The 12,342-nt window shown below is 47.0% G+C and carries 15 protein-coding genes and 1 pseudogene; 8 read left to right on the top strand and 8 right to left on the bottom strand.

Annotation, left to right across the window (positions count from 1 at the left end):
- Nucleotides 1-88: 88 nt before the first annotated feature.
- Both QUA13_RS20460 and QUA13_RS20455 read left to right on the top strand, forming a co-directional pair.
- A pseudogene (locus QUA13_RS20460) lies at nt 89-148 on the top strand (hypothetical protein); the annotation flags it as partial.
- 12 nt (nt 149-160) lie between these two features.
- On the top strand, nt 161-625 hold the full coding sequence (locus QUA13_RS20455; RefSeq protein WP_333201408.1) for a hypothetical protein: 465 nt from the start codon (nt 161-163) through the stop codon (nt 623-625).
- Nucleotides 626-881: 256 nt separating this feature from the next.
- On the opposite strand, the gene QUA13_RS20450 is transcribed toward QUA13_RS20455, so the two are convergent.
- Nucleotides 882-1,655 (bottom strand): methyltransferase domain-containing protein, encoded by a 774-nt coding sequence (locus QUA13_RS20450; RefSeq protein ID WP_333201402.1) that lies wholly within the window; start codon nt 1,653-1,655, stop codon nt 882-884.
- Nucleotides 1,656-1,739: 84 nt separating this feature from the next.
- Nucleotides 1,740-2,228: a GNAT family N-acetyltransferase gene (locus QUA13_RS20445; protein WP_333201400.1), complete on the bottom strand. Its 489-nt coding sequence runs from the start codon at nt 2,226-2,228 to the stop codon at nt 1,740-1,742.
- 110 nt (nt 2,229-2,338) lie between these two features.
- Here QUA13_RS20445 and QUA13_RS20440 point away from each other — a divergent pair, with 110 nt between their 5' ends.
- From QUA13_RS20440 to QUA13_RS20430, 3 genes are all read left to right on the top strand, one after another.
- Nucleotides 2,339-3,226 (top strand): LysR family transcriptional regulator, encoded by an 888-nt coding sequence (locus QUA13_RS20440; protein ID WP_333201398.1) that lies wholly within the window; start codon nt 2,339-2,341, stop codon nt 3,224-3,226.
- 189 nt (nt 3,227-3,415) lie between these two features.
- Complete coding sequence (gene crtE, locus QUA13_RS20435) at nt 3,416-4,342, top strand: geranylgeranyl diphosphate synthase CrtE (RefSeq protein ID WP_333201396.1); 927 nt, start codon at nt 3,416-3,418, stop codon at nt 4,340-4,342.
- A 14-nt stretch (nt 4,343-4,356) separates the two neighbouring features.
- The gene (locus QUA13_RS20430) at nt 4,357-4,815 is read left to right on the top strand and encodes a divergent PAP2 family protein (protein ID WP_172187220.1); all 459 of its coding nucleotides are present in this window, start codon (nt 4,357-4,359) and stop codon (nt 4,813-4,815) included.
- 46 nt (nt 4,816-4,861) lie between these two features.
- Here QUA13_RS20430 and QUA13_RS20425 read toward each other — a convergent pair whose 3' ends face one another.
- The 4 genes from QUA13_RS20425 to QUA13_RS20410 form a co-directional block, all read right to left on the bottom strand.
- Nucleotides 4,862-5,365 (bottom strand): YbjN domain-containing protein, encoded by a 504-nt coding sequence (locus QUA13_RS20425; protein WP_333190950.1) that lies wholly within the window; start codon nt 5,363-5,365, stop codon nt 4,862-4,864.
- Between the two features lie 279 nt (nt 5,366-5,644).
- A complete protein-coding gene (locus QUA13_RS20420; protein WP_333201394.1) occupies nt 5,645-6,550 on the bottom strand; it encodes a ferritin-like domain-containing protein in 906 nt (301 codons plus the stop codon).
- 176 nt (nt 6,551-6,726) lie between these two features.
- Entirely contained in the window at nt 6,727-7,041 is a 315-nt protein-coding gene (locus tag QUA13_RS20415) for a hypothetical protein (RefSeq protein WP_333201392.1), read from the bottom strand.
- A 409-nt stretch (nt 7,042-7,450) separates the two neighbouring features.
- Nucleotides 7,451-7,732: a hypothetical protein gene (locus tag QUA13_RS20410; protein ID WP_333201390.1), complete on the bottom strand. Its 282-nt coding sequence runs from the start codon at nt 7,730-7,732 to the stop codon at nt 7,451-7,453.
- A 114-nt stretch (nt 7,733-7,846) separates the two neighbouring features.
- Here QUA13_RS20410 and QUA13_RS20405 point away from each other — a divergent pair, with 114 nt between their 5' ends.
- Nucleotides 7,847-8,290: a hypothetical protein gene (locus QUA13_RS20405; protein ID WP_333201388.1), complete on the top strand. Its 444-nt coding sequence runs from the start codon at nt 7,847-7,849 to the stop codon at nt 8,288-8,290.
- A gap of 102 nt (nt 8,291-8,392) precedes the next feature.
- Here QUA13_RS20405 and glnA read toward each other — a convergent pair whose 3' ends face one another.
- Complete coding sequence (glnA, locus tag QUA13_RS20400) at nt 8,393-9,814, bottom strand: type I glutamate--ammonia ligase (protein ID WP_333190955.1); 1,422 nt, start codon at nt 9,812-9,814, stop codon at nt 8,393-8,395.
- Between the two features lie 337 nt (nt 9,815-10,151).
- Here glnA and apcB point away from each other — a divergent pair, with 337 nt between their 5' ends.
- Nucleotides 10,152-10,661, top strand: coding sequence for an allophycocyanin subunit beta (apcB, locus tag QUA13_RS20395; RefSeq protein ID WP_333201386.1), 510 nt, complete (start codon nt 10,152-10,154; stop codon nt 10,659-10,661).
- A gap of 253 nt (nt 10,662-10,914) precedes the next feature.
- Here apcB and QUA13_RS20390 read toward each other — a convergent pair whose 3' ends face one another.
- Nucleotides 10,915-11,112 (bottom strand): hypothetical protein, encoded by a 198-nt coding sequence (locus tag QUA13_RS20390; RefSeq protein ID WP_172187272.1) that lies wholly within the window; start codon nt 11,110-11,112, stop codon nt 10,915-10,917.
- A gap of 264 nt (nt 11,113-11,376) precedes the next feature.
- On the opposite strand from QUA13_RS20390, the gene QUA13_RS20385 reads away from it, so the two are divergent.
- Nucleotides 11,377-12,219, top strand: coding sequence for a TlyA family RNA methyltransferase (locus tag QUA13_RS20385; RefSeq protein ID WP_333201384.1), 843 nt, complete (start codon nt 11,377-11,379; stop codon nt 12,217-12,219).
- The last annotated feature ends 123 nt before the right edge of the window (nt 12,220-12,342 follow it).

Genomic DNA, 12,342 nt, shown 5'->3' with positions numbered 1-12,342 from the left:
CAATGGATACACTTCATAAGCTTGTACTCTATGCTGCACAAATATCCTAGCACTCACGCCTTAAGAGAACAGTGCCGTATTTGGGGGAAAAGGAAGAGATTTCCTGTCTGGAGCTGAGGGAAATGACTGCCTCAGTGGTGGTCTAGATGCTGATTTCCTTATTGGACAAGCTGGCGATGATATTTTATTTGGGGGTAGAGGCAATGATCTTTTAGACGGCCTAGAGGGGAATAACACTCTGGTTGGCGGCTTGGGCAGAGACGTATTAAGTTGTCAGTTTGGCAATAATTTATGCGTTCTGGGAATAGATCCTGCCACTACAGATATCAATTCTAGTGATGCGATCGAATTGTTCGATCCTGAGGTGGATCGCATTGGATTAGCGAGTGGGTTAACTGTGAATGATATAGTGTTGGAGCCGGTACAGAATGTGACATTAACATATAGGTTCGAGGGAGCGCCAGCTTTACAACAATTCATTCCTCCAGATCTAGCCAGGGAATTTAGCGGCTCTGCTTCAGGAACTCTAATCAGAGTCAGGAATTCTAACGCGATTTTAGGTTTTGTAGACGATGTAACGCCTAATGAGCTACAAAGCAGGATTGTTTCCGTCCAGGGTTTCTAAGTTCAGGACAATCAGTGGTGAGCTGACAAACTTATCATTTTGTTAGCCACAAATTAACTCCTGATATTTACAGAAGTTACGCAGAAACGCTAGTAGTAGGGTGCGAAATACCCACCTTACTACTATCGGTAGTGTAAAAATTGACTGTGCAGCGTAAGTCCTGTAAAATTCTTTACTCTTTGAGTCTGCTTGGAGTGGGGGAAAGTTGGTGTAGTAGCGCTTTCAATATCCGATCGAAATCACTAATCACTATGATTTACCGTGAGGAATTTTTGACAGCAACAACACGAATTCGGCGATAATCTGCAATCCAATTACCATCGCGGTAAAGCGCCGATCGCAAACGTTCTTCAACTGCCTTAATTACCTGCGATCGCACACCATCAGACAACCCCGACAAGAACCCGCCAGCAAACATTTCAATCCAATTTACCATACCCGCGCTGCCGCCTTCTAGGGGAGTCGGGCGATCGAACAAAACCGCATAACCGACATCAAATCCCTGCTTTTCCAAAAGCACAGCATACTCGCCAATACTCGGAAAATACCAAGGATTAAGCGCTTCAGGCTCCTGGTAGCCAATTTCTGACAAAACACTCAAAAGTGCCCGGACGATCGCCCCCACGTTCCCCTTACCGCCAAACTCAGCCACAAAACGCCCTCCCGGCTTCAGCGCTTTTTCCACACAATTAATCACAGCATCCGGCTGTTTAATCCAGTGCAAAACCGCATTAGAAAACACAGCATCTAACGGATATTCTACTTGAAAATTCCTCGCATCTGCTGCTGCGAAGTTGATGTGAGGATAGTTTACTTTTGCCGTGGAAATCATCGACAAAGATGAATCAATACCTTGCACTGAAGCACCGCTTTGAGCAATTTTTTCAGTTAACTGTCCCGTACCGCAGCCCAAATCTAGAATACGTTCTCCAGCTTGAGGATCAAGTAATTTCAACAGCGATTCACCGTATTGCCAAACAAAAGCGTGCTGTTGTTCGTAAAGACTTGTATTCCAATAAGTTTGTGACATCTCTTGTTTCCTCTTCTCTTTCCTTCTCTTCGTTTCCTAGGCTAACGCGCCCGCTAAGGCAACGAAAGCGGGCGCGTTATTAAATTATTGGCCAGCAAGCAGACAAATTGCATCCCCATCAATACGGCAAACTCTAATATTTTCCAAAATGCGCGCTCCCTGCTTTTCATAAAAAGCAATTCCCGGTGCATTGCCAGTATTAACAGTCCATTCCATACGCCCGCAATTTGTGGACTCAGCAATTTGTGCCAAATACTTTAACAGCGCTGTACCGACTCCCATACCGCGCATAGGAGCTTGCACAAATAAATCATCAAGCCAAAGACACGGCTGCGTCAATAAACTTGAATATGAGGAATAAAAAAGAGCAAATCCTACCGCTGTTCCCGCAACTTCCGCAAACAAAACCCGCACTAGCTGAGGCTGGCCAAACATTGTTTTCTGCAATTTATCTGCTGTTGCTGCTAACAGGTTTTTACATCCATCGAACTCGCTTTTTTGCGAAAGAAAACCCACGATTAATTCCAAATCTGCCAGCTCTGCTTCTCTAATTTTGATATCCAAATTAGCCATTTTTTGATTCTCAACTTCGCCTATTAATCACTGTATGAAATATCATCATTAATGTCCAATATATGTTTAACTAACCACTGATACTTTTAAAATATCAATTGTGGGGACTTATGGAACTTCGGCATTTGCGTTATTTCATTGCAGTTGCAGAGGAACTGAATTTCACTCGCGCAGCCGAAAAACTGCATATTGCCCAACCTCCGCTGAGCCAACAAATCCAGCATTTGGAGGCAGAGTTGGGGTTTCAACTGTTTCGCCGCACCAAGCGGACGGTGCAGTTAACGGCTGCGGGACAGGTTTTTTTCGAGGAATCACAAAAAATTCTGCTGCAAGTCGATCGAGCAATTCAACTCGGCCGACAAACCAGTCGGGGCGAACTCGGACAATTGACGATCGGCTTTGTGAGTTCCGCAGCACACAATGTTGTTCCAGCGATTTTGCAGGCGTTTCGCACTCGCTGTCCCGCCGTCAAGCTGGAACTGCACGAACTGACGACAAACGAACAGTTGCAGCGGCTGCGGTTCGGGCAAATTGATATCGGCTTCGTGCGCCCTCCGGTTGAGGAAGATGGGATAAATTCTGAAATCGTTTTTCGAGAACCGCTGATCGTGGCACTGCCAGAAACGCATCATTTGGCCGATCGCGCCAATGTGGAATTGCGCGATCTCTCTGCCGAACCGTTCATTTTGTTTCCGCGTTCTATGGCTCCAGGGTTGTACGATCCGATCGTCAGTCTTTGTCAGCAAGCGGGTTTTAGCCCGATCGCGGCTCAAGAAGCAATTCAAATGCAAACCATTGTGAGTCTGGTAGCCGCCGAGATGGGAGTGGCGATCGTCCCGGCGTCGATGCAAAATTTCCAGCGCAGCGGGGTTGTTTACAAAACGCTGCCAGAATCAACCTGCATTGTGGCGATCGCTTTGATTTGGCGCAGCGATCCAACGGCGGCGGTGCAGCGGTTTTTGGAAGTCGCCAGACAAATCAGCGTATTTGAGATTTGAGATTGTAGATTTTAGATTGACTGGTAATTTGACAAAGTTATTAAAACTCAAAGATTTTCTGTGCAACAACACCCGTAGAATGATTAATTGATGCTCGGAGTTCGAGCAACTACCGCCGTAAAAGTCGGCACGATCGACCCGAACGGCTCACAATATCCCACGTAATTATTCAGTACAAGAGAGCAAGGGATGGTATTGGCAACAGAAATGGGTTCGTCCCAACCGGAATCCTCTTTCGATTTATCTACTTATCTAGTCAAGCGAAAAGAGGCGATCGAGGTAGCTCTCGACAGTGCACTGCCGGTCATCTACCCAGAGAAAATTTACGAAGCAATGCGCTACTCGCTGCTAGCGGGGGGCAAGCGCCTGCGTCCGATCCTGTGTCTGGCTAGCTGCGAACTGGCCGGCGGCACTACATCTATGGCAATTCCGACAGCTTGCGCTTTGGAAATGATCCACACGATGTCGCTGATTCACGACGATTTGCCGGCAATGGACAATGACGACTACCGACGAGGCAAACTGACGAACCACAAAGTCTACGGCGATGATATCGCCATTTTGGCTGGCGATGGTTTGCTGACCTATGCTTTTGAATTTATCGCCACTAAAACTGAGAACGTACCCCCCCAGCAGGTGTTGCAGACGATCGCCCATTTGGCGCGGGCATCCGGGGCTGCTGGATTGGTAGGAGGTCAGGTGGTTGACTTGGAATCGGAAGGAAAGACAGATGTTTCTCTGGAAACTTTGAATTACATTCACGCTCACAAAACGGGTGCGCTGTTAGAGGCTTGCGTAGTTAGTGGGGCAATTTTGGCATCTGCCTCGGCTGCGGATTTGCAGCGGCTGTCTCGTTTTGCTCAAAATATTGGGCTGGCTTTCCAGATCGTTGACGACATTCTGGATATTACTGCTACCCAAGAAGAACTGGGCAAAACTGCTGGCAAAGATGTTAAAGCAGGAAAAGTGACTTTTCCCAGTTTGTGGGGAATTGAGGAGTCTCGGCGCCAGGCTTCACAGCTTGTTGCTGATGCTAAGGCTCAATTGGCAGTGTTTGGGAGCAAAGCTCTACCGCTGCTGGCGATCGCCGATTTTATTACCAGCCGCAGTAACTAGAAATACCAAACACTATGCAGGAAATTTGCAGCGGCATATTAAACAATCATGTACTCGTGGTTGCTTTGCTCGCTTGTCTGGCGGCTCAGATCATGAAGCTGCCGATCGAGTTGGTCAAAAATCGCAAGTTTAATCTTCAGTATTTGGTAACAACGGGGGGAATGCCCAGCGCTCACTCGTCTTTTGTGGGCGCTTTGGCTGCTGAAGTCGGACAAACGATGGGATGGGAAAGTCCGGACTTTGCGATCGCTGCGATCTTTGCAATTATTGTGATGTACGACGCAGCAGGCGTCCGCCAAGCCGCAGGCAAGCAAGCTCGCATCCTCAACCAAATTATTGACGAGTTTTTTGAGGAAGATCACAACCTTAATGAGGCTCGCCTCAAAGAGTTGTTGGGACACACTCCTTTTCAAGTGCTTGTAGGTTTGGGGCTGGGAATCACGATTGCTTGGATCGCAGGGCCTGCATATTAGTTAACAGTTAACTGTTAACTGTTGACTGTTAACTGTTAATTAATCACTACTGACCGAATTCTGCTTGCAGAATATCGTCATTATCATCGGCGATCGTGGCGACAATAGTAATAACCCGAGAAATTTCCCCGGCGGAGATTTCGGCGATCGTCCGAGTCGATACTACCGCAACTTGATTGTCAACAATGGCAAAATGAGATTCCAAAGTAGACAACCAATTCATTTCTAGGATTTTCCGCATTAATTGAGCTTCATTCTTCGCCGGCAATTGCAGTACAAAAGCCCAAACAGTCAAAGTATCATCTTCGGTTTCGCCGGTGAGTTGCACGAACACTTCAACACTGCCGTACTTAAACTTCCAAAGATGTCCGCCAGCTTCACTTTGACCGACCATCACTTTTTGGTCTACAGCCATGCTGGCGATGACAGTTTCAATTTCTTCTGCATAGGTGACGGCTGTGGCTTTTTCGACCTGCTCGGAGGCGATCGCACTTTCACTTGAGAGGCTTTCTGTGGAAGCTGTTTGTATGTTCGGCTCGCTATTAGTCATGATTATATTTAGACGGAAAACTATTCCAATAATCAGTTTACTTCCTATTTAGGACTTACAAAAATAGGACTTACACACAAAAACCTTGATAAACCGGCTTTCTTGACAAAAACTTACGCTTTGAGTTCGCTCCCCAGGGAAGAAACCAAGGTGATGACACCCCGTGCGTAAGTTCTAGAAAAGAAAGCCGGTTTCTCGCAGAAATATCGCGCCCTTCAACGAGACAGGCAGGAAGAAACCGGGTTTCTAGTCGCTCCGCGCACAAGCCCTCGCCAGTGTTTAAGCCTTGGGCTTGGCCGGGGCCGGCTTCTTCTCAATGGTATTCAAGCCGTTGAGGAACATCGGCACAAGTTTCTCCACAAATGCCTGCGGGTCGCGGTTCCAGGCCCGCTGAGCAACATCGACTCTGGTCATTTGCAGATCCGGGGCAAGCAAGGTCATGGGCAAGCGTTCCATCAGGTATTGCGGGCGTTCCCACATCGGCATGGTGTTGGCAATATCCACGAGGCGGGTGACGCGGCGGAGTTCTGCCCCCAACATGATATCCATTCCCGATTCAAATGCTGCTTGTTCGATCGCCACATACTTGCGCTTTGCCTGTTCCACCTTCTGGCGGTGTTCCGGGCTTTTGGCAGCTATTTGGGCGAGCCAGCGGTTGCCCCAGCGGACGTGACCAGCTTCTTCGGGAAAAATCTTTTCGATAGTTTCGCGGATTTTGACGTTTTCTGCGGTTTGGGGAGCCTGTTTGAGGGCGTGGATGTGCGCTGAGAAGTATTCGCAGCCCCGCTTTTCGGTGACGTTAATCGCGACTAAGCCTGCAATTACACTGTCATCGAGGTTGCTTTTCGGGTTGTATTGCTCTTTGTCCAGCAGGCGGTCAAATTCGTCAATGTAGGAGATTCCCGGCGGCGTTCCCACATTTTGGCCCAAGTCTACCAGCAAGTCGGTGAGCCACATAGCGTGTCGCGCTTCGTCGGAAATGTGGCGGGAGAGGTCGCGCACGAGTTCGGCCGGTTCGCCGTCGAGCCGTTCGATCACGTCCGTGAGGTCTTTGCAACTGCGCTGTTCGCTGTAGCGGTAGCGGTTGAGGGTGATCAGGTGCAGTTCGCGATCGTGCACTACTCGAGCTAAAATCTCGCGCGCTCCCATTGCGTTGCGCAGCTTGCGGGGATAGGCAACAGTCATGCTTTTATGTTGTTTTATAAAGATACTTATATAAGTGTAACGCAGTTTTTCGGCTTCCTAATTCACTCGCAAGGTAGAAGTTTTTTGTATCGGAGAATTGAGCCGTGGGGCAAATTTAGTCGTGGACGCACGGGTGGTCAGAAAGCGGTTTTTTTTTCTAGCGAGCTTAATTAAAATTAACCACATCCTAACATCCACTTGATACCCCCTACTACAAACAACATAATTAGCCCAAAAAATCCCACAGTATGAAACTCTAGTGGTAGCTGAAGAAAACTAAAAATTCCCCCTGTTATCAATCCTACCCATGACAACCCTGCTAACATGGTTGATGCTATTAAATAAATTGCCACAATCATCCCGCCAGTAACTGCGATAAGTAATGCAATTAAAATCCCTACGACTATCATTTGTATCCCATTAGGGTCGGGGCAAAAGGAAGCTTGACCAATCAGCATTTGACCGAGATTGATTGTCAGAAATAAAAGCATAACTTTGGTGTCTATAATCTACAGTATTTTTCATCTAACTAATTTCCCCACTCTGTGGGGTTCGGAGGAAACTAATTGAAGAGAAACATCCCTTCAACCCGGTTTTCATCCAACTAATTTTTTCACTCTTTGGAGATGCGCCACGATCTGATTAAAACCCGTACACACCAAGTTGTCAATAGGCAATTTCCAAGACTCAGGAAAATTCACCAAAAAAATCTACAGCACTCCCCAGACTAAAGATATGAAGCCCATACACACCAATGCTGCGAGGCTCACAATTAAAACTGTAAAGCCAGATTAATCGGACAAATAGGATTTTATTGCCTCCAGGAATATGGTGCTAAAAAATGTACTCGATAGCGGAACATTTTAATGGAATTTGGCGGATTAACTTTAACTGTCATAGTTAAAGTCTCTCTTCGGTTGAAGTTTGAATTCCCAGCAGTACCCGTTCTAGCTCCAGGTAAACAAATGTCAGCATGATTACTTGATATTCATCGGTGATTGTAACACTACAGGTTGCCGAGCGCGGTTCAACGCCTTCGTGCCTGACAACTACAGTATATTTTCCTTTCTTTAGGTTATCAAAATTCACATCTGCCTCAAACAGGTCAACTGTCTCCTCGGCCAGCACTCGTCCTTCTTGAGTTAGTAAAGTGACAAAGGCAATGCCGTCAATTGAAGTCATGGCGACCTTACTCTGATTGCGGATCATCACAAAAATATCGGACATCGTTTGGTCGGTAATTGCTAATTGCTAATTTAGAATGAGTGCAGAATTTCACAAATATGCGGAGCATAAATGGTGAATCATTTCAAATTTTTGCTCATTTTGACTGTGAGTGCAGCGGTTCTCGGTTTGGGAAAAAGTGGGGCGCTAGCTACTGTGTGGAATATCTCTGAGACTGAGCCTTGTTTGCAGCTTCACCGGGTGCGGGTTGCTCAAAGGGACGATCGCAATTTAAGCAACTCGAAAGGTACATTAAAAGAAGGCAGTGCCATCTGTGTTGCTCCAGATGATGTGCTTGGCATACCAAAAGCTGAGGCGCGGCGGCGTTTCATTCTCAATAAGATATATCTGGTGCAGGAAGGCACTACCCCTGACGATTTGTTTATGATTGATGAGAAAGCAAATAAATGGGCTGTAGAGGATGTCTCTGAGGCTACAGCGGGTGCTACTACTAATAGCGTTGCCCAGATAGTGTCGGGTAACGGGAGAGTCTGGGCGTTGATCCAGAAGTTCTAAACTAGAAAAAAACGCCGCTTTTAAGGGCGGCGTTGTTATCAATTAAAAATCACAAGTTAAAAAGGGTGATTATACCATTTTTAACTTTTAATTATTAACTATCTAACAGTCGTAGTACAAAGCAAACTCGTAGGGGTGAGGACGCAGCCGCATCGGGTTGACTTCATTGTCTAGTTTGTAGGAAATCCAGGTTTGGATGAAGTCTTCGGTAAATACGCCGGTTTCAGTTAAGAAACTGTGGTCTTTTTCTAAAGCTTCTAAAGCGCCTTCCAAGGAACCGGGAGTTGAAGGAATTTTGCTCAATTCTTCAGGGGAAAGGTCGTAGATATCCACGTCCAAAGGTTCGCCCGGATCGATTTGATTCTTGATGCCGTCTATGCCGGCGCACAGCATGGCTGCAAATGCTAAATAGGGGTTGGAAGTGGCATCGGGACAGCGGAATTCTAACCGCTTGGCTTTGGGGTTGGTTCCCGACAACGGAATCCGCACTGATGCCGATCGATTTCCTTGAGAGTAAGCTAAGTTTACAGGCGCTTCAAAGCCCGGAACCAAACGCTTGTAGGAATTGGTCGTGGGGTTGGTGATTGCCAAAAGTGCCGGTGCGTGCTTGAGAATGCCGCCGATGTAATGCAGTCCCATTTGACTGAAACCTGCATATTGATCGCCTGCAAATAGAGGTTGGCCGTCTTTCCAAATCGACTGGTGAACGTGCATCCCGGAACCGTTGTCGTTAAACAGCGGTTTGGGCATGAAGGTGATGGTTTTGCCGTATTTTTTGCCGACGTTTTTGATTACGTATTTGTAAGTCAGCAAGTAGTCGGCGGCTTGTACTAAAGTGGCAAAGCGGAAACCGAGTTCGCATTGACCGCCGGTGGCAACTTCGTGGTGGTGTTTTTCGATGGGTACGCCGCATTTTGCCATTGTCAGCAGCATTTCCGTTCTCATGTCTTGAGAGGTATCGGTTGGTGCTACTGGGAAATAACCTTCTTTGTAACGCGGTTTGTAGCCGAGGTTGCCGCCTGCTTCTTCTTTGCCGGAATTCCAGCGACCTTCGATCGAATCTACGTAATAGTAGCCGGAATTTTGGGTTTGGTCGAAGCGAACGTCGTCAAAAATAAAGAATTCTGCTTCCGGGCCAAAGAATGCTGTATCGCCGAGACCGGTCGAAAGCAAGTAGTCTATGGCTTTTTGGGCAATGGTGCGGGGACAGCGACTGTACGGTTCCCCGGTGCGGGGTTCTTTGATGCTGCAAATGAAGCTGATGGTCGGTTCTGCCATGAACGGGTCCATCCAAGCGGTTGTCGGATCGATGACCATCGTCATGTCAGATTCGTTAATGGCTTTCCAGCCCCGAATGCTGGAACCGTCGAAGGGTACGCCGTCTGTGAATGCGGTTTCGTCGATTTGGTCGTGGTACAGGGAAAGGTGCTGCCAGATCCCCGGCATATCGATGAACTTTAGGTCAACGATCTGGATTTTATTTTCTTTTATGTAATTTAAGGCTTCTTGGGGCGTCTGGAACATGACTTACTCCTGATATTGGTTGTGTCTTGGCGATCGGCCGATTTCATACTGTTTGGGCGATCGTAGGCCTTCAGTACCCACTATTTTGTATCTACGGCTACAAAATTTAGAAATAGGGGCCCAGTGCAGTCGGGCAGTTCGAGATTCTTGCCCTGTCGATTTTTCGGCTGAAGATACAAGGCAAACGGCTGAATTTTGCGGTCGTTTGCCGGGGATAGACTACCCTTCGTGAAAATCCTATCTCAAATCTTAATCAAACGCCGATTTGTAGTAGTCTACAATAGGCGGTCTGTCTCAGATAGCAAAGTATTGATAAAGATTTTTGGGAGAGAAACTTATGCGCGATGCAGTGACGAGCCTGATTGAAAATTATGATGTTGCTGGTAGGTATTTAGACCGAGATGGTATCGATCGGTTGAAATCTTATTTTGCAACGGGTACGGCACGGGTACAGGCGGCGGCGGCGATTAACAGCAATGCTGCGACAATTGTCAAGCAAGCTGGTATTCAGCTATTTGCCGAACAGCCTGAATTGATCCGTCCGGGCGGAAATGCCTACACGACTCGCCGCTATGCGGCTTGTCTGCGGGATATGGACTACTACTTGCGCTATGCTACTTACGCCTTGGTGGCCGGAAGTACCGACGTACTCGACGAGCGCGTGCTGCAAGGTTTGCGCGAAACTTACAATTCTCTCAGCGTTCCCATTGGCCCGACGGTGATGGGAATTGGCATTATGAAGGAGATGGTTAAGGCTCAGGTGGCATCTGCTGGCTTGTCTGTAGGGTCTTTTTTGGAGCAGCCTTTTGATTACTTGATTCGCGAATTGAGCGAACAAGATATTTAAGTCAATTTGCTACTTCTTTTAACAGCAAATTGCACTGGTGGCTTGCAGTTAGTAGCAGTTGGATCGATCGCTTTTTTTGGCCTCACAGCCTCCAAGCGATCTTTTTTTATGGGTTAGACAATTTGAGATTAAAAATTTGAGATTAAAGATTTGAGATTAAAAATTTGAGATTAAAGATTTGAATAATTGGGAATGACTTATGAATTAAGGGTTTGGAGCTTCCCTCTAATTGCATTATTTCTTTGAAGCGGTGTTAAAAATCGCCAATACATCCCCAGACGAGGCATTTGTCCAGGGGATTTTTGGTTTGATGCCGATCGACTTGTTCGGCGGTTCTTGCTTCTACTTCGCCGTTGGGATAAAGAATGTGAATGATATCACCGCTGATGAAAGCCAGGGGATTTTCTTGACAATTGCCCGCATTTCTGATAGGAAAGTTAATTGTTTTCATGATCGATCGCCCTGATGGTATTTGGAGCGCTTTTCGCTGCATATAAATCATCCGCTAGTAGCACAAATTTTTATGTGATTTTATGAAGGTATATCTGTGATCCAACTACACAATCAGAGCGATCTCAGTCACATAATGTGAGGTGGGGGCGATCGCCCCTCAATGAGCGCAAAACCAAAATGGTCGCCAAAAATCAGCAGTCGGGCTTGTGCGTAAGTGCTAATCTGGTACTGTTCTTAACCCTATCCGTACAGATTAAAAACCTTGGCTAAACAGCGACTAGACACTTTATTGGTCAGCCTAGATTTGTGCAGCTCCAGACAGCAAGCTCAGGCATTGATTCGGACGGGAAAAGTCTCCATCAACCAACAGGTAGTTGACAAACCGGGCACTGAGGTTGATATTGCAGCAAAAATTCAGATCAAAGAGCGATCGCGCTATGTTTCTAGAGGCGGCGACAAATTAGCCAAAGCTTTAGAAGTTTTTGCCATTCCAGTTGCAGGCAGAATTTGTCTCGACGGCGGCATTTCCACAGGCGGTTTTACCGACTGTCTCCTGCAAGCCGGCGCAGCCCTAGTCTACGGCGTAGATGTTGGCTACGGTCAAGCAGATTGGGGCTTGCGCAACGATCCGAGGGTAATTTTGAAAGAACGCACCAATTTGCGGTACATGACTGCTACTGAGCTTTACGGCGACTCTGAGCGAGCAGATTTGGCGGTAGTAGATGTGTCGTTTATTTCCCTGGATAAGATTTTACCGGCGCTGTGGGAATTGTTGGCACCACCGCGAGAAGCGGTGTTGCTGGTAAAGCCGCAGTTTGAGGTAGGGCGCGAGAGAGTCGGGAAAAAAGGCGTAGTGAGAGACTCAGCAACTCAAGCCGATGCGATTTTTCAAGTGTGGAAGGCAGCCACAGCTTTAGGATGGCAGGAACGCGGCTTAACGTGGTCGCCTTTACTTGGCCCGGCCGGTAATATCGAGTATCTTTTATGGTTGGGGATCGATCGCGAACAGGAATCAGAGCCGAGGGCGATCGAAGAGAGTGTTGTGAAGGAACGGATCGCACAAGTTACCAAAGCGGCGGCGCGGGAACTTGTCGATCGATTGTAGATTGTAGATTTTAGATTGATTTTAAGATGTCAAGCTAATCAATTTTAAAAATTAAATTTGGAACTCCCGATTGCTCTAAAATTTGAAATTTTTTGGTCAATCCGACTCCTAAACTTTCAGTTA

It is taken from the genome of Microcoleus sp. S28C3, assembly GCF_036700785.1.
In the GTDB taxonomy this organism is placed as follows: Bacteria; Cyanobacteriota; Cyanobacteriia; order Cyanobacteriales; family Microcoleaceae; genus Microcoleus; species Microcoleus asticus.
The sequence above is the reverse complement of the archived record's forward strand: the minus strand, read 5'-3'. Positions and strand labels throughout refer to the sequence as shown.

Bases quoted from the DNA above. Each gene is read 5' to 3' on its own strand.
- QUA13_RS20410 (WP_333201390.1), bottom strand. From the start codon at position 7,732: ATGACTTCAATTGACGGCATTGCCTTTGTCACTTTACTAACTCAAGAA.
- QUA13_RS20445 (WP_333201400.1), bottom strand. From the start codon at position 2,228: ATGGCTAATTTGGATATCAAAATTAGAGAAGCAGAGCTGGCAGATTTG.
- QUA13_RS20390 (WP_172187272.1), bottom strand. From the start codon at position 11,112: ATGAAAACAATTAACTTTCCTATCAGAAATGCGGGCAATTGTCAAGAA.
- glnA (WP_333190955.1), bottom strand. From the start codon at position 9,814: ATGTTCCAGACGCCCCAAGAAGCCTTAAATTACATAAAAGAAAATAAA.
- QUA13_RS20440 (WP_333201398.1), top strand. From the start codon at position 2,339: ATGGAACTTCGGCATTTGCGTTATTTCATTGCAGTTGCAGAGGAACTG.
- crtE (WP_333201396.1), top strand. From the start codon at position 3,416: ATGGTATTGGCAACAGAAATGGGTTCGTCCCAACCGGAATCCTCTTTC.
- QUA13_RS20430 (WP_172187220.1), top strand. From the start codon at position 4,357: ATGCAGGAAATTTGCAGCGGCATATTAAACAATCATGTACTCGTGGTT.
- QUA13_RS20420 (WP_333201394.1), bottom strand. From the start codon at position 6,550: ATGACTGTTGCCTATCCCCGCAAGCTGCGCAACGCAATGGGAGCGCGC.
- QUA13_RS20450 (WP_333201402.1), bottom strand. From the start codon at position 1,655: ATGTCACAAACTTATTGGAATACAAGTCTTTACGAACAACAGCACGCT.
- apcB (WP_333201386.1), top strand. From the start codon at position 10,152: ATGCGCGATGCAGTGACGAGCCTGATTGAAAATTATGATGTTGCTGGT.
- QUA13_RS20415 (WP_333201392.1), bottom strand. From the start codon at position 7,041: ATGCTTTTATTTCTGACAATCAATCTCGGTCAAATGCTGATTGGTCAA.
- QUA13_RS20405 (WP_333201388.1), top strand. From the start codon at position 7,847: ATGGTGAATCATTTCAAATTTTTGCTCATTTTGACTGTGAGTGCAGCG.
- QUA13_RS20425 (WP_333190950.1), bottom strand. From the start codon at position 5,365: ATGACTAATAGCGAGCCGAACATACAAACAGCTTCCACAGAAAGCCTC.